The sequence below is a fragment of the Rhizobium sp. G21 genome (assembly GCF_014158035.1).
Taxonomy (GTDB): Bacteria; Pseudomonadota; Alphaproteobacteria; order Rhizobiales; family Rhizobiaceae; genus Rhizobium_E.
The window spans coordinates 4264325-4283897 of record NZ_JACFXW010000001.1; the positions used below are offsets into that span (position 1 = coordinate 4264325).

Annotated in this window: 20 protein-coding genes and 1 pseudogene; 5 read left to right on the top strand and 16 right to left on the bottom strand. The window is 63.1% G+C overall.

Features of this window, described 5'->3' with window-relative positions:
• Window positions 1-72 precede the first annotated feature (72 nt).
• Window positions 73-474, bottom strand: coding sequence for a gamma carbonic anhydrase family protein (locus H2O14_RS21125; RefSeq protein WP_409526933.1), 402 nt, complete (start codon window positions 472-474; stop codon window positions 73-75).
• A 152-nt stretch (window positions 475-626) separates the two neighbouring features.
• On the opposite strand from H2O14_RS21125, the gene H2O14_RS21130 reads away from it, so the two are divergent.
• From H2O14_RS21130 to H2O14_RS21140, 3 genes are all read left to right on the top strand, one after another.
• Entirely contained in the window at window positions 627-1316 is a 690-nt protein-coding gene (locus H2O14_RS21130; protein ID WP_182829203.1) for a YjbE family putative metal transport protein, read from the top strand.
• Window positions 1317-1327: 11 nt separating this feature from the next.
• Window positions 1328-2338 (top strand): tRNA dihydrouridine(20/20a) synthase DusA, encoded by a 1011-nt coding sequence (gene dusA / locus H2O14_RS21135; RefSeq protein WP_182829204.1) that lies wholly within the window; start codon window positions 1328-1330, stop codon window positions 2336-2338.
• 140 nt (window positions 2339-2478) lie between these two features.
• A complete protein-coding gene (locus H2O14_RS21140) occupies window positions 2479-3072 on the top strand; it encodes a J domain-containing protein (protein WP_182829205.1) in 594 nt (197 codons plus the stop codon).
• 27 nt (window positions 3073-3099) lie between these two features.
• Here H2O14_RS21140 and H2O14_RS21145 read toward each other — a convergent pair whose 3' ends face one another.
• From H2O14_RS21145 to H2O14_RS21160, 4 genes are all read right to left on the bottom strand, one after another.
• The gene (locus tag H2O14_RS21145; RefSeq protein ID WP_182829206.1) at window positions 3100-4098 is read right to left on the bottom strand and encodes a flagellin; all 999 of its coding nucleotides are present in this window, start codon (window positions 4096-4098) and stop codon (window positions 3100-3102) included.
• A gap of 333 nt (window positions 4099-4431) precedes the next feature.
• Window positions 4432-4923, bottom strand: a complete 492-nt coding sequence (locus H2O14_RS21150) for a histidine kinase (protein WP_182829207.1) — start codon at window positions 4921-4923, stop codon at window positions 4432-4434.
• A 111-nt stretch (window positions 4924-5034) separates the two neighbouring features.
• Window positions 5035-6372, bottom strand: a complete 1338-nt coding sequence (locus H2O14_RS21155; RefSeq protein WP_182829208.1) for a M10 family metallopeptidase C-terminal domain-containing protein — start codon at window positions 6370-6372, stop codon at window positions 5035-5037.
• Window positions 6373-6549: 177 nt separating this feature from the next.
• Window positions 6550-8319, bottom strand: coding sequence for a hypothetical protein (locus H2O14_RS21160; protein ID WP_182829209.1), 1770 nt, complete (start codon window positions 8317-8319; stop codon window positions 6550-6552).
• Window positions 8320-8611: 292 nt separating this feature from the next.
• On the opposite strand from H2O14_RS21160, the gene H2O14_RS21165 reads away from it, so the two are divergent.
• Both H2O14_RS21165 and H2O14_RS21170 read left to right on the top strand, forming a co-directional pair.
• Window positions 8612-9019, top strand: a complete 408-nt coding sequence (locus tag H2O14_RS21165) for a hypothetical protein (RefSeq protein WP_182829210.1) — start codon at window positions 8612-8614, stop codon at window positions 9017-9019.
• The gene (locus H2O14_RS21170) at window positions 9007-9498 is read left to right on the top strand and encodes a LytTR family DNA-binding domain-containing protein (RefSeq protein WP_182829211.1); all 492 of its coding nucleotides are present in this window, start codon (window positions 9007-9009) and stop codon (window positions 9496-9498) included. Before H2O14_RS21165 ends, H2O14_RS21170 begins: the two co-directional genes overlap by 13 nt.
• Before the next feature lie 139 nt (window positions 9499-9637).
• Here H2O14_RS21170 and H2O14_RS21175 read toward each other — a convergent pair whose 3' ends face one another.
• From H2O14_RS21175 to H2O14_RS21220, 11 genes and pseudogenes are all read right to left on the bottom strand, one after another.
• Window positions 9638-10111 carry a DUF3828 domain-containing protein gene (locus H2O14_RS21175; protein WP_409526934.1) on the bottom strand — a complete coding sequence of 158 codons (474 nt, stop codon included), beginning with the start codon at window positions 10109-10111 and terminating at the stop codon, window positions 9638-9640.
• A gap of 111 nt (window positions 10112-10222) precedes the next feature.
• Window positions 10223-13162: an excinuclease ABC subunit UvrB gene (gene uvrB / locus H2O14_RS21180; protein WP_182829212.1), complete on the bottom strand. Its 2940-nt coding sequence runs from the start codon at window positions 13160-13162 to the stop codon at window positions 10223-10225.
• 111 nt (window positions 13163-13273) lie between these two features.
• Window positions 13274-13573, bottom strand: coding sequence for a PAAR domain-containing protein (locus tag H2O14_RS21185; protein WP_182829213.1), 300 nt, complete (start codon window positions 13571-13573; stop codon window positions 13274-13276).
• Between the two features lie 55 nt (window positions 13574-13628).
• Window positions 13629-14804, bottom strand: coding sequence for a DUF1501 domain-containing protein (locus H2O14_RS21190; RefSeq protein WP_182829214.1), 1176 nt, complete (start codon window positions 14802-14804; stop codon window positions 13629-13631).
• Between the two features lie 17 nt (window positions 14805-14821).
• The gene (locus H2O14_RS27895; RefSeq protein ID WP_246697480.1) at window positions 14822-15100 is read right to left on the bottom strand and encodes a DUF1800 family protein; all 279 of its coding nucleotides are present in this window, start codon (window positions 15098-15100) and stop codon (window positions 14822-14824) included.
• 283 nt (window positions 15101-15383) lie between these two features.
• A pseudogene (locus tag H2O14_RS27900) lies at window positions 15384-16361 on the bottom strand (DUF1800 family protein); the annotation flags it as partial.
• 67 nt (window positions 16362-16428) lie between these two features.
• Window positions 16429-16782, bottom strand: a complete 354-nt coding sequence (locus H2O14_RS21200; protein ID WP_182829215.1) for a DMT family protein — start codon at window positions 16780-16782, stop codon at window positions 16429-16431.
• 156 nt (window positions 16783-16938) lie between these two features.
• A complete protein-coding gene (locus H2O14_RS21205) occupies window positions 16939-17334 on the bottom strand; it encodes an acyl-CoA thioesterase (RefSeq protein WP_182829216.1) in 396 nt (131 codons plus the stop codon).
• A 46-nt stretch (window positions 17335-17380) separates the two neighbouring features.
• Complete coding sequence (mobB, locus tag H2O14_RS21210; RefSeq protein WP_182829217.1) at window positions 17381-17914, bottom strand: molybdopterin-guanine dinucleotide biosynthesis protein B; 534 nt, start codon at window positions 17912-17914, stop codon at window positions 17381-17383.
• On the bottom strand, window positions 17911-18552 hold the full coding sequence (mobA, locus tag H2O14_RS21215; RefSeq protein ID WP_182829218.1) for a molybdenum cofactor guanylyltransferase MobA: 642 nt from the start codon (window positions 18550-18552) through the stop codon (window positions 17911-17913). Before mobA ends, mobB begins: the two co-directional genes overlap by 4 nt.
• A gap of 7 nt (window positions 18553-18559) precedes the next feature.
• On the bottom strand, window positions 18560-19459 hold the full coding sequence (locus H2O14_RS21220) for a DMT family transporter (RefSeq protein ID WP_182829219.1): 900 nt from the start codon (window positions 19457-19459) through the stop codon (window positions 18560-18562).
• Between the last annotated feature and the right edge of the window lie 114 nt (window positions 19460-19573).

The following is a 19573-nucleotide window of genomic DNA, read 5'->3' on the forward strand; positions in this document are numbered from 1 at the left end:
CTGCGGAGCGGCGCAGGCCGTCTTCCGCCTTCTCGTCGAGCGTCCTGATGGCGCGGGCGGGCGAGCCGACGATCAGCGAATTGTCGGGAACTCCTTGCCTTCGGTCACCAAGGCATTGGCGCCCACCAGGCAGTTGCGGCCGATCCTGGCCCCGTTGAGAATTGTCGCGCCCATGCCGACCAGCGAATTGTCGCCGATCTCGGCGCCATGGACGATGGCGTGATGGCCGATGGTGCAGCCTTCGCCGATGGTCGCGGGGTATCCCCAATCGGTGTGGACCATCGCGCCTTCCTGGATATTGCTGCGCGCGCCCACCGTGATGCGCTCATTGTCGCCGCGCAGCACCGCGCCGAACCAGACGCCGACATCCTCGCCCAGCGTCACCCGGCCGATGACATGCGCGTCGGGCGCGATCCAGTAGCGTCCCGGCTCGGGCGTGACGGGCGTTTCGTCGTCCAGCGCATAAAGGGGCATGTCGTCCTCCGATTCCTTTTGAACCCATGGCCGCAGTTTTTCGTTAGGTGGCGGGTATTGCAAGCCTTTGAACGCGGCCGAGGTTGACAGTCCAGCCGTTTGCGTTCAATCAGCGAGCCATTCCTCTCATGTTTTTCGAAACCGGAGTTCAGATGTTTGGCATCGACTACGCGGCGCTTGCCGCCTTCGCCCAGGTCGTGATGATAGACCTCGTTCTCGCCGCCGACAACGCCATCGTCATCGGCATGGCGGCGGCAGGGCTTGCGCCCGATCTGCGCAAGAAGGCGATCCTGATCGGCATTCTCGCCGCAACGGTGCTCCGCATCGTCTTCGCGCTCGCCACCACCTGGCTGCTGCAGCTGATCGGCCTCATCCTGATCGGCGGCATTCTGCTGCTCTGGGTAAGCTGGAAGATGTATCGCGAGCTCACTGTCAAGGAGGAAGAGGTCGTCGACGCCGAGGAAGCGCTGACCGACACCGACCAGAACGCCGACGGCGTGGTGGCCGGCAAGCCGCGCAAGACGCTGCGCGACGCGGTGTTCCAGATCATCGTCGCCGACGTGTCGATGTCGCTCGACAATGTGCTCGCCGTCGCCGGCGCGGCGCGCGACCACATGACAGCGCTCATCTTCGGCCTGGGCTTGTCTGTCGTGCTGATGGGCGCGGCCTCCGCAGCCATCGCCAAGCTCCTGCATCGCTTCCGCTGGATCGCCTGGGTCGGCCTGCTGGTCATCCTGTTCGTCGCCATCCGCATGATCTATGAAGGCGCCGATCAGGTGCTGGGCCATACGCTGCCGAACATCCCGCTGCTCAAGAGCGGCGCGCCGGCCGGCGCGCACTGAGGCGCCGACCGATGTATGCCGCAGCGCTCGTCGATAGGGAGAAGATCTTTTCAGTCGCGCCTATGCTCGACTGGACGGATCGGCATTGCCGCTACCTGCTGCGGCTGCTGTCCTCGCGTGCGCTGCTCTACACGGAAATGGTGGTGGCCGACGCCGCCATTCACGGCAAGCGTGACAGGCTGTTGGGCTTCGACGCGACCGAACATCCCGTCGCGCTTCAGCTGGGCGGTTCCGATCCCGCCAAGCTCGCCGAGGCCGCGCGCATCGGAGCGGATTGGGGCTATGACGAGATCAATCTCAATGTCGGCTGCCCTTCCGATCGTGTGCAATCCGGAACCTTCGGCGCCTGCCTGATGCGGACTCCCGACGTGGTGGCCGCGGGCGTGGCGGCGATGAAGGCGGCGGTGTCTATTCCCGTGACGGTAAAATGCCGGATCGGCGTCGACGATCAGGATCCGGACGAGGCGCTGGATCGCCTCGCCGAGGCGGCGCTGGCCGCCGGAGCGGATGCATTGTGGGTGCATGCGCGCAAGGCCTGGCTTCAGGGACTGAGCCCGCGCGAAAACCGCGATATCCCGCCGCTGGATTACGATCGCGTCTACCGGCTGAAGCAGCGCTATCCCGACGTGTTCATCGGCATCAACGGGGGCATTCAGACGCTCGACCAGGCCGAGGCGCATCTCGCTCATGTCGACGGCGTGATGCTCGGCCGCGCCGCCTATCACGACATGGCTTTGATGGGCGAAGTCGACGCCCGGATCTACGGCGCCGCGTCGAGCCCGGTCGACTGGATCGTCATCCGCGACGCCATGATGGCCTATGCCGAGGCGCATATCGCCCAGGGCGGCAAGCTCGGCAACATCACCCGCCACATGATCGGACTGTTCTCCGGCGTCGACGGCGCGCGGCGTTTCCGACAGATCCTGTCGTCGGACGCCGTCAAGGCGGGAGCGGGGCCGGAAGTGATCGCGCGAGCCTTCGCCGCAGTGGGAGTCGGCGTCTCTCTGGCCGTCTCCGCTTGAGTTTTCATCGCCTTTCGACGCCGCCGTCCACAATTTCGTCGCCTGCCGGTGGAAAAAGGGAGGTTGGCTGCTTCGCGCTTGAAGCGGCGCGGGCGAGGGGATAGGCCTTGGATCGGCGAGACGGAAAAGGAAGACGAAGCGTGATCGATCCCTATAGCGTGTTGGGCGTGGACCGCGACGCGGGCGAACAGGCCATTCGCGACGCCTGGCGCAAGGCGGCCAAGACCGCGCATCCGGATGCGGGCGGCGACACGGAGAATTTCGCCCGGCTGCAGACCGCCTACGACGTGCTGAAGGACCCGGTGCGCCGCCGCGTGTTCGACGACACCGGCTATGATCCCGAACTCGCCGATCCCCGGGATCTGCAGGGCGTGATGATGCTGGAGAAGCTGGTCAACGACGTCATTCTCGACGAGCGCGAACCCGGCAGTTTCGATCCGGTCGCGGCCATGCGGCGGAAACTGTCGGACGATATCGTCAAGAACCGCATGCATATTCTCGAACTCGAGCGGCATCGCAATCGGGTGCGCCAGCACATCGATCGTTTGGGCCGGCGGCCGGAGACCGATGTGCTCGGCTCCATGCTGCGCGCCCGCAGCCAGTCGATCACCGAGGCCATCCGCAAATCCGAAGAGCAGATCGGCACGATCGAGCGCGCCTACGCCATGCTCGAAGGCTATAGCTACGAGTTGGAGGCGCTGGTGGAAGCGATCCGGGAAGAGGCGGCGGAGTAGATCTGCGCCGCCCGGGCGCGACAACGCCTACTGCAACAGCCGCAGCATCGATTGCGGTTCGGCGTTGGCGATCGACAACGCCTCGTAACCGAGCGATTCCTGACCCTGCAGGGCTTTCAGTCGCGTCGATTCCTGATTGAGGTCCGCATCAACGAGGTTTCCTACGCCTTTCTTCAGCGTATCGGACAGCCGATTTGCGAATTCGTTCTGCATCGTCACGCGTGTGTCCAGCGCGCCGAGCGTGCCGGCCACGTCGGTGACGTCGAGCAGCATGGAATCGATGACCTGCAGCATTTCGTCGAGTTCGAGGTCGGTGGTGGCGTTGGACAACGTCATTTCCTGCGGCGTAAGCGAAGGCGCCGAATAGGAGTTGGACCTCGCGACGTCGAACAGGACATAGCCGGTCGAATAACCGAGCGTGACGGCGTATTTCTCCGAGGTGAGAACGCCAAATTCGCCGCCGGTGGCTTCGGAGAGATCGAGAATGGCGTAGGGGCCGTCGGTGGCGGAATTGGAGCCGAAATAGAGGCTCTGCACGCGCACGGAATTGTCGGTGCTGCGGACGAAACCGCCGATGATCTCTTTCTCGCCGGTCAGCCAGGGACTGTCATAGGTCGAGAACTGCACCCAGTTTTCGGCGTTGAACGTGGCCGATTCGCCGATGCTGAGGATCTGCGCCTTCAACTGTTCGACTTCGACGCCGAGCTTGTCCTTGTCGACGCCGGGCTCACGTGCGGCGACGAAGCGCGCCTTGATCTCGGCCATGAGGTCGGCCACCTGGCTCACGCCGGTATAGGCTGTGTCGGCGGTCGCCGCGCCCAGCGCCAGCGCGTCCATCACCGAGGACATCGCGTCGGTGTCGGAGCGCATGGTGGTGGCGATAGACCAGTAGGCGGCATTGTCGGACGCGACCTGCACGCGGTAGCCCGAGGAGACCTTGTTCTGCGTTTCGGCGAGATCGCCGTGAATGTTGCGAATGACCTGAAGAGCCTTGGTGGCGCTGTTGTTGGTGATGATGCTCGGCATGACCTGACATTTGACAAAAAAGGCGGGTTCAAAATGCCTTTCCCGGCAAGGAGAGGCGGCTCCAAAACGCGAACTATGGCAAAGTTTGTGAACGATCATGGTTAATGCGGGGTAAATGGCCGGCGTCAAATTTCGCCGTCGTTAACGCCTGTGGCCGGAAAGGCGCGTAGGGATCAGCGCGAAGGCGCCGAAAAACAAGAAAAATCTAAAATGAACCTCTCCGGCGGTCGCTCCAGAGGTTAATCGCCGCGCCGCGCCGCTATGTGGGTCGAGCAAAAGAAATGGCCGGGACGAACCCGGCCATTTGCCTGAAGGCTCATGTCCGAGCGCCGTTCAATCCGCCTTGCGGATCGACTGGATGATCGAGGCGACATCGCCGTCATACTTGTCTTCGGCGCCCTGGGTGCCCCAATAGGTGAGCACGAGAATATGGCTCGCGTCGATGACGACCGCGGCGAGACCGATCGAAGCGGCGCCGTCCTTGTCCTTGCCCGTCCAGTCGATCAGCGAGATCGGCATGCCGTTGATCTCGGTGTCCTGACGCTTGGCGCTGTCCGGATTGATCTCGACGCCGTTGTCCATCAGGAACTTGATGGCGTCTTCGACCGCGCCATCGACGCTCTTGCCGTCAGCGACGTCGGCGGAGAGATAGATCGCGTCTTCCGGCGAGGTGGCCTGCACGCCGGTTTCGGTTTCTTCAGCGCTCCACGGTTCGGGGAAGGTGATGACGGCGATCGGCGCATCCGACGGAAAAGCGATGTCGCCGGCATGGGCGAAGCCGCCGATGGAAAGAGCGGCGAGCGCCGCGATGATAAGGCGTTTCATGATGGGGTCCCCCTGATGGAAAGACCCATTGCTTAGCGGAAATTCATGTCGCCCGCGCGAGAAAAGCCGGTATTCCCCCAAAAATGATGGGAAGCGCCCGTCCGCAAGGGCTTAGAGATCGAAATCGTCCGCTGTGAGATTATGCTTTCCGCTCAGGCGGACCATCAGGTCGGCGGTGCCGTCGCCATCGGTGTCGCCCTGAATGACCGTGTCCGATCCGGATTTCGCGATCCGCAATTCTCCGGCCTTGTCATGAAAGGCGGATCCGCCGATGAACGTGAAATCCTGATCGCCCGCTTTGTTGGCGTTGGCGTCGATGGCGTCGAGTATGATCCGATCCGCTTCGGTGAAATCAGCGATCACGTCTGCCCGTGCGGCGTTGGCGGCGGTGTCTCCGCGGGCGAAGACGAAGTGGTCCGCCCCGCCGCCGCCGGTCAGACGATCCTTGCCGCCGCCTCCGTCGAGAATGTCGTCTCCGCCCTTGCCGTTCAGGGCGTTGGCGGCGTCGTTGCCGAACAGAGACTGAATTCCTGCTCCGCCGGCGAGATCGACGGCGGCGATGCCCAGCGCATGGATCTGCCGGACATTGGTGGATACGCCCGCGACATCGCCGTTGGTCCAGACCTCGACGCCGTTGACCACGTCGAGTTTCACATTCTCGTCGAAAGCGCCGAGCTGGACGGAGACTTTGCCGGACGCGAGCGAAAACGCGATGGTCCGGGCCGCGCCAGAGCCGAAGTCCAGCTCATAGCCGCCGCCTGCGCCCGTCTTGTCGCTCTCGCCGCCGCTCGAAACCACGCGCCCGACCATCTGCTCGCCGACGCTGAAGAAATCATCCTTCTTCACGGTGTCCTTGTAGACCACGCCGGTGACGAACAGCGCCGAGCCGCTTCGGGCGAAATCCTGGGAGACCATGGAGCTGTCGAATGTGCCGGTGCTGAATTCGAATTCGCCGGATTTCTGGCCCACCCCGACCTCGCTGAACAGATCGGAGAGAATGTTCAGTCGATGGCCACGTCCTTCGACGCCTTCGTCGATGAACAGATCGGCATGCTGCTGGATAATGAAACTCGTCAGCTCAGCATTGGTCAGCGGGCTGCTGTCTCCTCGCACGGAAATGTTCTCGCCCGAGGCGGAACTGCCCGAAAACGTGTAGCCGGCCGTCTCCATTCGGTCGCCGGGATTCACACCCGTAAAGCCGGATGTCTTCTGTGTTTCGAAATGGCTGAATATGTCATGCGCCAGCATCCAAGCGCTGTGCTTGTCCGCCGCCTGGGCGAGATCGTCATTGCCGGCCAGCACCTGTTTCGGCGCGGTGGAAATCCTGTCGCCAGAGGATACGCCTTCATTGAGGGCGATGCCGAAGCGCCTGGCTTCGCCCGCCGGGTCCAAGCGGGCCCGGTTGATCAACTCCAGCATCAGTTGTTCCTGCGCCGTCATGTCGGCCATCGGTCGTCTCCTCGGCTCGGCGGTTCATCCTAGGGGAGGCAGTGTAGCGCGCATTATGGCGAGGGGAAGATGGGGCGTCGTGTCAAATCTGGGTGGGAATTTCGACGGCGGATCCAGTGATGGGCCGCATGCGCCGGGCTGCTGGCAGCCCGGCGCTCCGAACGGCGGTTTACAGGTTTATAGGTCGAAGCTGTTGGCCTGCAACTGCTTTGTCGACTCCACGAACAGCGAGAAGTCGGATTTGCCGTTGCCGTCGATGTCGCCATAGACCATGTAGCCGTCTTTCGACGATACGCAGCGCAGCTCGCCGGCATGTTTGCCGAAGGCGTCGTCACCGATGAAGGTGAAGGCGTCGTTGGCCTTGGACTTCACCCGGGCATCGATGTCCGAGAGATCGATCAGGTCGTTCTGCTTGCGGTTGAAGCTATCGAGCGTATCCCCGTTCAGGTCGCGGATCGTCGAGAACAGGAATGTATCGCGGCCTGCGCCGCCATCGAGCGTGTCGCGGCCCAGGCCGCCGATCAGGGTGTCGGCTCCATTGCCGCCGAACAATTTGTCGAGGCCAGCGCCGCCCATCAGCACGTCATTGCCGGCTGCGCCATTCACGACGTCGTCGCCGGCATTGCCGTTCAGCTTGTTCGCCAGGACATTGCCGTTGATGACATTGGCGATATTGCCGCCTTCCACGCTTTCCTGATGCGTGGTGAGGGTCAGTGTCTTGCCCGATTTCGCGGTTACGAAGTTCTCGTAGGACAGGGTGAAGGTCTCGGTGGTCGAGCCCGCTTCGTAGATCGATGTGCCGTTGAACAGCTCGATCGAGAAGAGTTCGCCGACCGGTTCCGATCCTTCGAACATCGCGAAGCCGGCCTGCCACTTGTCCTGATAGACGCTCACGTCGATCGCGGCTTCCAGCTCACCGTAAAGGATCTTCCAGTCGACTTTCGAGGTGAATGTAAGGTTGGTGACCGCCTGAATGGCCATGCTGAGCTGGTAGGTGGCCGTTACCGTCATCTGACCTTCGCCTTCCGGCGTGTCGAACTCGAACTTTTCACCGAGCTCGCCCGTCAGCGTCTGGCCGAGGCTGGTCTTCATCTCGACGTCGATGTCCGGCGTGGCGATGATCTCTTGCTCGAATGCGGCTTCCCCGACGAGCTTGACATCCAGGCCGCCGGTGTCGACCGAAATCGAACCGATACCGAGATCGAGGCTTTCGTCGACGGAGAGCGGCACGGGCAGGAACTGATCGAGATCGAGTTCGGCCGTCAGGAACGGGCTGGATTCGCCGGTGATCTTGTAGGCGCCGAACTGGCCGCCCTCGACCACTTCGACATCCGAATATTCGAATTCCGGGATGCTGGCTGCGACCGTTCCGAAACCGAGATCGAGTTCATAGATCTCTCCGTCGAGGCCGCCGAGCGTTTCCGCCGTGATCTTGAACAATTCGGTGTTGGGCAGCGACACATTGATGTTCTCATCGATGACGTTGCCGGAAAATTCGCCGGAATCGAAGAACACGTCGTAGGAGAGACCAGCATCGACCTTCATGGCCGCCTGGATGCCGGCTTCCAGCTCGAGCTTGATATAGGACTCGGCGGCGCTCGGTCCGATGGCGGACAGCATGTCGGCGGTTTCGCCCGTCAGCTGGAAGGCGGACGTGTCGACGAACGACACGCCGTTCAGCAGGTCGGTCGCCGAGGTCGATGCGTTGCTTTCGAAGGAGACCGTCGATTCCAATTGGCCGAGGTCGAGATGGGCGGTGCCGAGCAATGCGAAATTGATGGCGTAGCTGGCTTCGAAGTTCACCCAGATGTCGGCGATGCCCAGCAGGTTCTGGGACAGTCTGTTCGAGGTCGTGTCGCTGTCGGAAAAGGACAGGTCGAGGAAATCGAAATCCAATCCGGTTCCGGCTGCTGCGCCGAACATACCGCCCTGAAATGATAATTGCATGTTTCTCTCCAGATGCCCGCGAACGGGGCCGGGCGCGCGTTCTCCGCGCGTCCCTCGTAAGCTTGAATTTTGTTGGCAGACGTCGAGCCCGGAAAAACGGAGCTCTCGAAATTGTCTTTAAAATTCAGCGGTGTCCCCGATCAATCGCCGGCGGGCGGCAGGCGGCCGGATTGGAGTGAATTTTTGACAAATGGTGCGAATTTTGCGTAATGGTAATATACGCCGGAGGCAGGTATCGCGTTTTGTTCGAGACCGCGTTGGGCGGAAGCAGATGCATAGGGTGCGTTAAGTCGTGTTGTTTGAGGCGCGTGAGGGTAGAGACGGCGATTTCCAGTCCTTTGATCAATTCAAAGCTCTCGGCCGACATCTCGCATCGCATCCATTCTTTCTAAGCATGCTCGTAGGCGTCGTCCTGCTGAAAGCCGTCGGCGTCGTCGTGCCGGAGTTTCCCGGAATGGACCATGTGTCGGAACTGGGTCTCATGTCCGTGAGGCTTGCCCTCTATGCGTTGGCGATCGCGGTGATATTTCCGTACTGGCTGCATTTTGCGCTGTCGCGGAACATTCCGTTCTATTTCGCGCATGTCATGCATTTCACATTCGTGCACAGCCTGAGTTTCGCCGTGACCGCCTCATTCGTCTACGATTACCCTACCGACCAGGCGGTTATTCGTTTTTGCGGCAGGAGTTGTTCAATCTGATCCTGAGCGTGCCCTATGTCTTTTACTTCAAATCGGAAATCTATCGCCGGCTTGCGAAACCCGGCTGCGAGCTGCCGATCTGGCGACCGTTACGCAGGCAATCTCCGCTCGGCGCGGAGCCGGCGGCGAACCTCGACCCCGCCGGAGAAGAAAATCCGAGTGTCGAATCGACGCGACCGAATTTCGATTGGCTCGCCGACGCCCTAACGATACAGGCGCAGAACCAATATGTGATCGTTCGGATGGAAAGCGGCTCTCAAATGGTCCGCATGACCATGAAGGAGGCGATTGCGCATTTGGATGAAAGGCAGGGGGTGCGCATACATCGGTCTTGGTGGATCCGGCGCACCATGATCAAATCGGTCCAACGCGACGGCCCCAATCTGAAGGTGGTCGCGACCAACGGCGAGATCTATCCCTTGTCCAAATCGAATCTCGGCGAGGTCCAGGCGATCATCGCGCTCACCAAGCCGGCCTAGGTCGCAAAAACCATCTGGCGGGGACACTGCGGATTTGATCCGCCGCCGGGCTCCCGGAGCACAAGTTCAACTGTTCCCGCCGGGTCATGTCGGGATCCGCGCGCCCCGGCTCGAGGACGCTCCAGATTGGATCCGGCTTTCACTGCTCGGGCTGGCTGATGAGCAGGTCGCGCAGGCTCCAGGGGAATTCCCCTTGCTGACTGGCGATGTCATCCACCTTCCAACCGCCATTTTCCCTCACCAGCGTATAGTAGAGCGTCATCGGTCCGCCGTTGGTGAAGGTCACTTCCAGCTCGGCGGTGTCGTCGATGATGATGGGAGCGCCCGGGCTTACATTTTCGGCCGCGCCATCCTGGCCGCCGATCACCGGGTCGAAATCGACAGAGCCGATCTCGTCGTCGGCTTTGCCGTCCCGATCTTTCTGGAACAGCGTATTGAGCCCCTTCGAGAAGAACACGCCATACGGCGACGGGGCGTCCGCTTCACTCTCGTTGGGGTCGTAGGCGTAAATCGCCTCGATGAGCGCTTGTGGGGTCTTATAGGTCGCGGCGTCGGCGCCGAAAGCGGAAGCGACGAGGGCGAACAGGGTGAGCATGAAGGTACCAAAGCGCACGGACAATCTCCTGAGGACAGGATGTTATCCCTATGCGAGGATGGGAGAGACGGCCACAACCTTCTTTGTGTGGATCGTCCCGATCATGCGCCGACGATCGTCCCCGACGTTTCACCGTCCCGGCTTGCCGGTCTTTCCCTTGGTCTTCTTCGCCTTGGCCGCGTCGCCCGCGTCCTCATAGCTGCCGACTCCGGCCTTGGCGCGAATGATCGGCCGGAAACCGTCGTCCTTGATGCCGGGCTTTTCCGGCACCGGCCCTGCCGCGAGCGGTTTTTCGGTGCGGCGTACGGTCATCTCGTCGAGATCGTTCTTACGAAACAGCGGTCGGGCCATGTCGGTGCCGGGGCCCATATCGTCCAGCGACGGCTTGGCGAAATAGGAAGGCTGGGCAGGGTCGGCAGGCGCGGCGTCGCGGGCGCGCAGCGATGCCGCCGTGCCGCCGCTCGCGACCTCTCGCGCCAAGGGATCGTCCATATTGGCCAGTTCGACGGCCTTGAGGCGCTTGATTTCGTCGCGCAGCCGGGCGGCGGTCTCGAAATCGAGATCGGCGGCGGCGTCGCGCATCTGTTTTTCGAGAGCGGCCAGATGGGCTGCCATGTTGCCGCCGACCAGATCATTGGCCGTGCCGCCCTTGACGCCCTTGACCTGAATGTCGGCGCGGACATGGTCGCGTTCGTAGACGCTGTCGAGAATATCGGAGATCTTGGCCTTGACCGATTCCGGCGTGATGCCGTTGGCGGCGTTCCAGGCCATCTGCTTTTCGCGACGGCGGGCGGTCTCCTCCATGGCCCGCTCCATCGAGCCGGTGACCTTGTCGGCATAGAGGATGACCTTGCCGTCGACATTGCGCGCGGCGCGGCCGATGGTCTGGATGAGCGAGGTTTCCGACCTTAGGAAGCCTTCCTTGTCGGCGTCGAGAATGGCGACGAAGCCGCATTCGGGAATGTCGAGACCTTCGCGCAGCAGGTTGATGCCGACCAGCACGTCGAAGGCGCCGAGACGGAGATCGCGCAGGATCTCGATGCGCTCGAGCGTGTCGATGTCGCTGTGCATGTAGCGGACGCGCACGCCCTGCTCATGCAGATATTCGGTGAGATCCTCGGCCATGCGCTTGGTGAGCACGGTGACCAGCGTGCGGTAACCCTTGAGCGTGGTGTCACGGATCTCTCCCAGCACGTCGTCGACCTGGCTGCGGGCCGAGCGCACCTCGACCGGCGGATCGATGAGGCCGGTGGGGCGGATTACCTGTTCGGCGAAGACGCCGCCGGATTGCTCCAGCTCCCATTCGCCCGGGGTGGCGGAGACGGCGACCGTGTCGGGCCGCATCGCGTCCCATTCCTCGAATCGCAAGGGTCGGTTGTCCATGCAAGAGGGCAGGCGGAAGCCGAATTCCGCCAGCGTCGCCTTGCGGCGGAAGTCGCCCCTGTACATGCCGCCGATCTGTGGAATGGTGACATGGCTTTCGTCGATGAACAGGATGGCGTTGTCGGGGATGTATTCGAACAGGGTGGGCGGCGGTTCGCCGGGCTTGCGGCCGGTGAGGTAGCGCGAATAATTTTCGATGCTCTGGCAGGAGCCGGTGGCTTCGAGCATCTCGATATCGTAGCGGGTGCGCTGCTCCAGCCGCTGGGCTTCCAGCAGACGGCCGGCCTTTTCGAGTTCGGCCAGGCGAAGCGTCAACTCCTCCTTGATCGACTTGATCGCAGAGTTCAATGCCGGGCGCGGCGTGACATAGTGGCTGTTGGCGTAGATCTTGACGCTCTTCATGTCGCCGGTCTTGGCGCCGGTGAGCGGATCGAATTCCGTGATCGACTCGACCTCGTCGCCGAACATGGTGATGCGCCAGGCGGCGTCCTCCAAGTGGGCGGGGAACAATTCGATCGTGTCGCCGCGGACGCGGAAGGAGCCGCGCTGGAAGTCCATCTCGCGGCGCTTGTATTGTTGCTCCACCAAGTCGGCCAGCAATTGCCGCTGGTCGATGCGGTCGCCGACTTCGATCTGGAAGGTCATGGCGGTGTAGGTTTCCACCGAGCCGATACCGTAGATGCAGGACACCGAGGCGACGATGATGCAATCGTCGCGCTCCAGGATGGCGCGCGTGGCGGCGTGGCGCATCCGGTCGATCTGCTCGTTGATGGTCGATTCCTTCTCGATATAGGTGTCCGTCCGCGGCACATAGGCTTCCGGCTGGTAATAGTCGTAGTAGGAGACGAAATACTCCACCGCGTTGTTGGGGAAGAAGTTCTTGAACTCGGAATAGAGCTGGGCGGCCAGCGTTTTGTTGGGCGCGAGGATAACGGCCGGGCGCTGGGTTTCGGCGATCACCTGCGCCATGGTGAAAGTCTTGCCCGAGCCGGTGACGCCGAGCAGAACCTGGTTGCGCTCGCCGGTATTGAGGCCGCCCGAGAGTTCGCGGATGGCGGTGGGCTGGTCGCCGGAGGGCTTGTATTCCGTCTCCATCTTGAAGGGGATGCCGCCTTCGGATTTCTGCGGCCGGGCAGGGCGGTGCGGCATCCAGATCTCGCCGTTCTTGAACAACGGATTGCCGCTCTCGATCAGCGCGGACAGCGCTTCGACGGTCGCGGTCACGGCCCCCGTCGCCAAGGCGCCGTCGGTGTCGATGGGGCCGGCGGCTTTCTTGCCCTTGGCGGCCTTCTTCTCGGCGGCGCGGGCATTGGCCTGCAGCGCCTCGGCGTCTTCGAGCGAGATTTCGAGGCCGGCGATCGGGTTGAGGCCGGCCGCAGCGCGGGTGCGGGGATCGTTGGAGCCGCCGATCGAACCTCCACGCGCCGAGCGCTTGTCGCCGATTTCCGCCGACTTGGCTTTCACGGCCTGAACTTCGGCATGCTGGCGGGCGGCGTTTTCCACCGTCTTGCGGTGCTTGCCCGCCTTGGAGCGGATTTCCCGCATGCTCTCGGCGCGGGACGCCTGTTCGGCCTCCTGCTCGAGTTGTTTCACCCAGTCGGCCACCGAGCCGGACAGGGGAGCGCCTTCGAAAGACGCCTGCGGGGCTTCCTCGAAGCCGGACGGATTTTTCGGAGCTTTTGCCATGGAGGATATATGGACCGGGAATCGGCGGAAATAAAGTCCCGCGGAGTACAAAAGGGAAACGGATCGAGTTTTCCTCGCGGCGCGTCGACGCGCTGCGTGTGGATAGAGCAGCTATTTGCGCCGACAGGACAGGTCGCCCAATCGCGCGGCCGGCTTACCCTCGACGATGACCGTCGGATCGCCGGTCGCGGCGCAGGTCGTTTCGCCAACGGCTCCAGGCTTGACATGCACCATAGGCTGTCCCTCGATACGCACAGAGGGAATGATGTCATAGAGCGAGGCGGGACACTGCGCGACATCGGACAATCTCAGCGCCGGACGACCGCCGATCATCACCGACGCCGCTCCCTTCAGCGCGCAATCCGGCAACGCCTCCGCCGACGCCGCCGTCGCGAAGAAGCAGGCCACCATGGCGAAAAACGCCCGCCGGACGCCTGCGACCGTCGTCGGCCGGAAAGGATGAGGCTCAACCGCGCAGATAAGCGGGGCGCGCGCTGGCGACGTCCAATCCAGGAAAGACCTTGGTCGAGAGGTCGCCGCCCGAAATGTCGAACTGCGCATTGAGCAGCGAGGCGGCAATTTCCCTTACGTCCATGGTCGGCATCAGATCGCGGTTCTCGAACAGCGCGTCCTCCGACAGACCGGGCCATTTGCCGTAAACCTTGCCGCCGCGGATCGCGCCGCCGGCGAGGATCGCCACCCCGCCGGTGCCATGATCGGTGCCTTTCGAGCCGTTCTGGCGGACGGTGCGGCCGAATTCCGTCATCGCCAACACGGCGGTCTTCGACCAGATGTCCGGCCCCATTTCCTTCTTGAGCGTCACGATCGCCGCTACCAGGTTCTTCAACGGATTTTTGAAGACGTTGGTCTGGGCGATGTGCGTGTCCCAACCGCCGACCGAGAAATTGGCGATGCGATACTTGTCCTTCAGCATGCCCGCCGTCAGTCGGGCGACGCTTGCGGCGTTGTCCGCGCGGGCGCCGGTGGAGAAGATCGTGTCGCTTTGCGCGTCGGCGCCGGTGGCTTCGGCGAAAGCCTGCGAGAAGGCCGGATCGTTGGCGTAGAGCCGCTTGAAGAAGGCGGCCTCGTCGGAGCCCATGTCGAGATCCGAACGCGTCGACCATGTGTCGACCGGATTCGGACCGGTCAGGATGAGTTCCGAGGATGCGCTGACATCGATGGCTTTGCGCATGTCGACATTGCGAATGCTGCTGATCGCCCGGTTCAGCCAGCCCGTCTCCTCGTCCGAAGGGCTGTCGCCGCCGGATTCGAGAATGTCCTGACCGTCGAAATGGCTGCGGGTGTCGCGATAGGGAGTGGACACGGCGTGAACGAAGCCGAGATCGCCGCTTTTCCAAAGCGGCAGCAGGTCCTTGGCGAGCGGATGCAGGCCGAAGCGGCCGTCGAGATCCAGCAGGCCCTTGGACGGATCGAGCGCCAGGTCGGGGCGGTAGCGCGCCAGAAGCGGATCGGTATAGGGTTGCACGAGGTGAAGCCCGTCCAGCGCGCCGCGCAAAACGATGGTGACCATGCGCTTGTCGCCCGGCGCGGCGGCGAAGGACAGCGGCGTAAAGGCGGGCGAGGCGGCGGCGCAGCAGGCGCCGGCGAGAAAGGTTCTCCGGCTCAGGGCGATCTTTTCCATGGTCCTCAGTCCTTTCGTCAGCGACGGTTGAATTCAGGGGAGGCGAGCGTCAGCGCCACGCCTGCGGCGCGGTTCGGCGCCTGCGACACGATGGTGATCGTGTCGTCGCGGGCGGCGTCGGCCAACACGACCTTGAGGAACTTGACCGGATCGGTCTGCCCGGCGCGGCGGCGGGCGAGCCGCTGCGCCCAGGAGATGCGGCCGGTGATCTGGCTGGCGGAAACCCAGGCGTCGAACCCTTCCGGAAAGCCTGCCGGGCTCGACGGCTGCCAGATCGGTTGACCGAGATTGCGCAAGGCGCGCACCGTGAGCGGATTGTACGGAATGCGGGCGCGCTTGGCTCGTTCGGCCTTCCTGCGTTCCGCCCGGCGTCATCTTGTCGTCTTCCGACATCATCATCTCGTCGTCGCCGTCCGCTCCCTTGGCGACGGGACCGGGCGCTGCGGTTTCGCGCTCGTCCATCTCCGGCTCCGCCATCGCTTTCGCCTTGGCCGGAGGCACGGCGAAGTCTTGTTCGTCCGCGAGCGTCGCGCGCAGGCCCGCGACCACGAAGTCGAAGGGCTGGCGCGCTTTCTCGTTTGGATTGGCCCAGGCGGCGGGATGATCGAGCATCGCCTTATAGACGGCACGCAGGTCTCCGTCGGTTTTCTCCCAGGCGCGCGTCATGGTCTCGACGAGTTCCGTCGGCGGCTTGTCGGACACGAAGTGAACGACGAGCTTGCGACAGATGTGGCGTCGGGTCTGAGGAGCGGCGGCGAGATCATCGAGCATCGCTTCGACGTCTTGAATGGTGCGGCGCGGCCCGCCATAGGATTTCCCGAGAACTTCGATCGGGCCGGGTTCGGCGCGCTGGCGCTGATAGACGGCCTCGCCACGGGCATTGACGGTGAGCCCGGTCAGCACCAGCGCTGCATTGCGCACATCGTCCTGGCCGTAACCGCCGTCGACCCCCAATGTGTGCAGCTCCAGCAATTCGCGGCCGAGATTTTCATTCAGACCCTTCTTGTCGTTCTTCTTTACGCGGGGCGAATTCGGCCCCAGCGACCGTCCTTGATCCAGAAAGGTCAACATCGCCGGATGAAGGATGGCGGCGCGCAGCAGGTCGCGGAACGGCCCCGCCAAATTAGGCCGCAGCGCTTCGGCTTCGTAGAGCGCCACATAAAATCGCGTCTTCGACTTCTGGGCGGACACCGAGAAATGATTGACCCAGAACATTGCCAGCCGCTCTGCAAAGCCGTTGGGTGACATTGCGGCCTGTTCGACGCGCGCATGCAGATCGATGTTGTACAGAATGCGCGCCTGGTCGACGATTTTGCCCCGCGCGATCGGACGTTCTTCCTTGGGTATTTTTTCAGGTCTGCATATTGTCGATTGAGCGCTTCGATGTCGGCGCGGCGTTGTTCGACGCCTCCGACCGGAAACCGCAGCGCTTCCCTCCGCGCTGCGTCGAGCTGCTTCATCAGATCCTCCGGTCCCGTCGGGCCGGTTTCCCCGGGTCGCAGGCCGTAACCGAAGCGGATGGCGCTCATCGTGGCGCGGGACAAGGACATGGGGCAGCTCCTCGACTACATGATTGACGCCGTTCTGGCCTCGAAATCAGACGAATTTGCGGATATCAGAACCGTCATGAACGGAAGATGAAGGATGCGCCGAGCGCGATCAGCGCGAAGCCGATGATCTGGTTGACGGTGACGCTCTCCTTGAGCCAAAACACCGAAAAGCCGACGAACACGACCAGCGTGATGACTTCCTGCATGGTCTTGAGTTGAGCCGTCGAATAGTGGGCGCTGCCGATGCGGTTGGCGGGCACGGCCAGACAATATTCGAAGAAGGCGATCCCCCAGGATGCGACGATTGCGAGCACGATCGACGTGGTCTTGTGTTTGAGATGTCCGTACCAGGCGAAGGTCATGAAGATGTTGGACAGGAACAGCATGCCGATCGGCAGAAGGGCGGGGAGATTGAACGGACCAGACATGGAGAATCCCTCATGGACAGCGATTTGCCGCTTTGATCTGCCTCCTCTATGGCGCGGTCAAGACGGCTGGCCGCAAAACGCGCGGATCGGCATCCGGTTGCATAGCCTCGATCGCCTGCCGCTGCGGCGCTGGCGCGCGTTGCTTGCCGAGCAAGATCACTCTTCCGGCACGGCCGTCGGTTTGCCGTCCTGATCGAGCGCCACCATCACGAAGGTGGCGTCCGTGACCTTTTCCATATGCGGAGAGAGGTAGCGCTGGGCCCAGGCTTCGACATTGAGCGTGATCGAGCTGCGGCCGACCTTGACGATATCGGTATAGATGCACAGCGTATCGCCGATCTTCACCGGCAACTGGAAGGCCATCTCCTTGACGGCGGCGGTCACCACGCGGCCATGGGCCCGTTCGGCGGCGCGAATGCCGCAGGCCAGGTCCATCTGCGCCATGACCCAGCCGCCGAAAATATCGCCCGCGGCATTGGCGTCGCCGGGCATGGCCAGCGTGCGAAGGGTGAGTTCGCCTGAAATCTCGGGGCGGGCGGGACGGTCGTTCATGGCGGTCTCTCGGTCTTTCATGAGGTTTGCGGCGGGATGGCTGTATTCACCGTCCGTGGCCGGTGTCGGGGAGTTCGAGATGGCGGAGAATGAACTCGGCGAGCCCCTGCGTGTCGTCGAGGTCGAAGCGCGGCGGGCCGTCGGTGTCCGGCGCGTGGTCCGACGCGACCGCCAGGATCTGCGGATCGAACGGCGCGAGCGGTTCCGTGCTCCTTGCGTCCCGCCGCCTCGTCTCGATTTTCGGGATTGGTTCGCGCTTGTAGCCTTCGACGAGCACGATGTCGCACGGCGCGAGCCGGGCGAGGATATCGTCGAGGCTCGGTTCCGGCGCGCCGCGCAACTCCTGCATCAGCGCAACGCGCGCGCCGGAGACCAGCGCCACTTCCTGGGCGCCGGCCTCACGATGCTGGTGGGAATCGGCGCCGGGCTTGTCGACGTCGCAATCGTGATGCGCGTGCTTGACGGTCGAGACGCGATAGCCGCGCGCCGTCAGTTCGCGCACCAGCCGCACCATCAGGCCGGTCTTGCCGGAATTCTTCCAGCCGGTGACGCCGAAGATTTTCGGTTGGTTCTTCGTCATGCGCGTTCTTCCGACGATGCCGCACCGAGATGGCGAAGCGCCTCCGAGAGGTCTTCCGGCGTGTTGATGTTGAAGAAGGGGTCGATCATTCCGGCGGCGGTCGGGACCGGATCGAAATGCACGACCTGCTTCACCTTTCCTTCGAGAAACGCGCGGACCCTGAGTGTCGGTGGCGCCGCCAGCCAGGCGTCGAGCGCAGGCAGGAGCGCGGTCGGCCAGAGGCCGGTGACAGGATGCATGCGGCCGCCCGACGCCGCGAGCGCCACGTCGTCATCGCCTTCGAGCGTCGCCGCAAGGCGATCGAACAGGTCGGGCGGGAAGAAGGGCGAGTCGACCGTGACCACCGCAACGTGGCTTGCGTCGGGATGAGCTTCGACGACGTGGGCCAAAGCCGATTGCAACCCCGCCAGCGGCCCCTGAAAATCAGGCGACAGATCCGGGACCACGAGCGCGCCGGTCAGATCGATCGCGGCGTCGTTGGCGTTGACCACGATTCCGTCGACCTGCGGCGCGAGCCGCGCCGCGACGTGATCGATGAGGCGACCCGCTCCGAAAGGCAGCAGCGCTTTCGGTCGGCCCATGCGCGACGATCGGCCGCCGCTGAGTATGACGCCCGGGCGGGGCGATGGCTTATGCATGGCATGCTCACGACAGGGGTTGGCTCGCGGCCGCTGTCAGCCGACGCAGCCTGTTTTCGCGGTAGAACATATAGACGCCGGCGGCGACGACAATCCCCGAGCCGATGATGATCCACATGTCCAGCCGCTCGCCCAGGAAGACGACGCCGAGCAGGATGGACCACAACAGGCTGGTATAGCGGAAGGGGGCGATGAAGGAGATGTCGCCGGTGCGCATGGCCATGATCAGCGTCTGGTAGGCGGTGAACAGCATCAACGCCCCGAAGCCCAACGCCGCCAGATCCGTGACATCGGGCGTGCGCCAGCCGCCCATCGGCTCGACGAGCAGCGCGCCGCTGACGGTGACGGCGACGGAGGCCGCGCCCGAGACGAGAAGCGTGGGCGCGCCCGGCATGATGCGTTTGGTGGCGAGGTCGCGGGCGGCGGCCGTCAGCACGCTGCCGATGACGATGAGCGAGGCGACGGTGAAGCCGTTTCCGCCGGGGCGGATGATCACCAGCACGCCGCAAAAGCCCGCGCTGATCGCCAGCCAGCGCCGCCAGCCCACCTTTTCACCCAGAAACAGCGCGGCTCCCATGGTGACCACGAGCGGCAGCGCTTGCATGATCGAAGCGGCGTTCGAAAGCGGCATCAGGCCGAGCGCATGGACATAGGCGATCGCCGCGAGCGCTTCGCAGAGCGTACGGAGCATCAGGGCGCGGTCGCGCAACATCGACGGCGAGAACGCCGGCTTCATGCGCCAGGCGAAAAGTCCGATGATCAGCGTCGTCATCGCTCCGCGCAGGAGCATGATCTGGCCGGTATTCATGTGAGCGGCAACCAGCCGAACCATGGCGTCGTTCAGGGAGAAGCCCGCCATGGCGAGAGCCATCAACAAGGCGCCGCGTAAATTGCGATTGTCGGGCAACGATCCACTCCAGCAGGAAACGCCTCCGTCGAGAAGACGCTTCGTCCATCGTCGCCGCGCTGTTCGGCGCGAGACGCTTCGCCTCTAGACCGAAAGAGACGATGGAGCCAGATC

Bases quoted from the DNA above. Each gene is read 5' to 3' on its own strand.
- uvrB (WP_182829212.1), bottom strand. From the start codon at position 13,162: ATGGCAAAAGCTCCGAAAAATCCGTCCGGCTTCGAGGAAGCCCCGCAG.
- mobA (WP_182829218.1), bottom strand. From the start codon at position 18,552: ATGCATAAGCCATCGCCCCGCCCGGGCGTCATACTCAGCGGCGGCCGA.
- H2O14_RS21160 (WP_182829209.1), bottom strand. From the start codon at position 8,319: ATGCAATTATCATTTCAGGGCGGTATGTTCGGCGCAGCAGCCGGAACC.
- H2O14_RS21205 (WP_182829216.1), bottom strand. From the start codon at position 17,334: ATGAACGACCGTCCCGCCCGCCCCGAGATTTCAGGCGAACTCACCCTT.
- H2O14_RS21155 (WP_182829208.1), bottom strand. From the start codon at position 6,372: ATGGCCGACATGACGGCGCAGGAACAACTGATGCTGGAGTTGATCAAC.
- H2O14_RS21190 (WP_182829214.1), bottom strand. From the start codon at position 14,804: ATGGAAAAGATCGCCCTGAGCCGGAGAACCTTTCTCGCCGGCGCCTGC.
- H2O14_RS21130 (WP_182829203.1), top strand. From the start codon at position 627: ATGTTTGGCATCGACTACGCGGCGCTTGCCGCCTTCGCCCAGGTCGTG.
- H2O14_RS21145 (WP_182829206.1), bottom strand. From the start codon at position 4,098: ATGCCGAGCATCATCACCAACAACAGCGCCACCAAGGCTCTTCAGGTC.
- H2O14_RS21125 (WP_409526933.1), bottom strand. From the start codon at position 474: ATGCCCCTTTATGCGCTGGACGACGAAACGCCCGTCACGCCCGAGCCG.
- H2O14_RS21200 (WP_182829215.1), bottom strand. From the start codon at position 16,782: ATGTCTGGTCCGTTCAATCTCCCCGCCCTTCTGCCGATCGGCATGCTG.
- dusA (WP_182829204.1), top strand. From the start codon at position 1,328: ATGTATGCCGCAGCGCTCGTCGATAGGGAGAAGATCTTTTCAGTCGCG.
- mobB (WP_182829217.1), bottom strand. From the start codon at position 17,914: ATGACGAAGAACCAACCGAAAATCTTCGGCGTCACCGGCTGGAAGAAT.
- H2O14_RS21185 (WP_182829213.1), bottom strand. From the start codon at position 13,573: ATGGTGGCCTGCTTCTTCGCGACGGCGGCGTCGGCGGAGGCGTTGCCG.
- H2O14_RS21150 (WP_182829207.1), bottom strand. From the start codon at position 4,923: ATGAAACGCCTTATCATCGCGGCGCTCGCCGCTCTTTCCATCGGCGGC.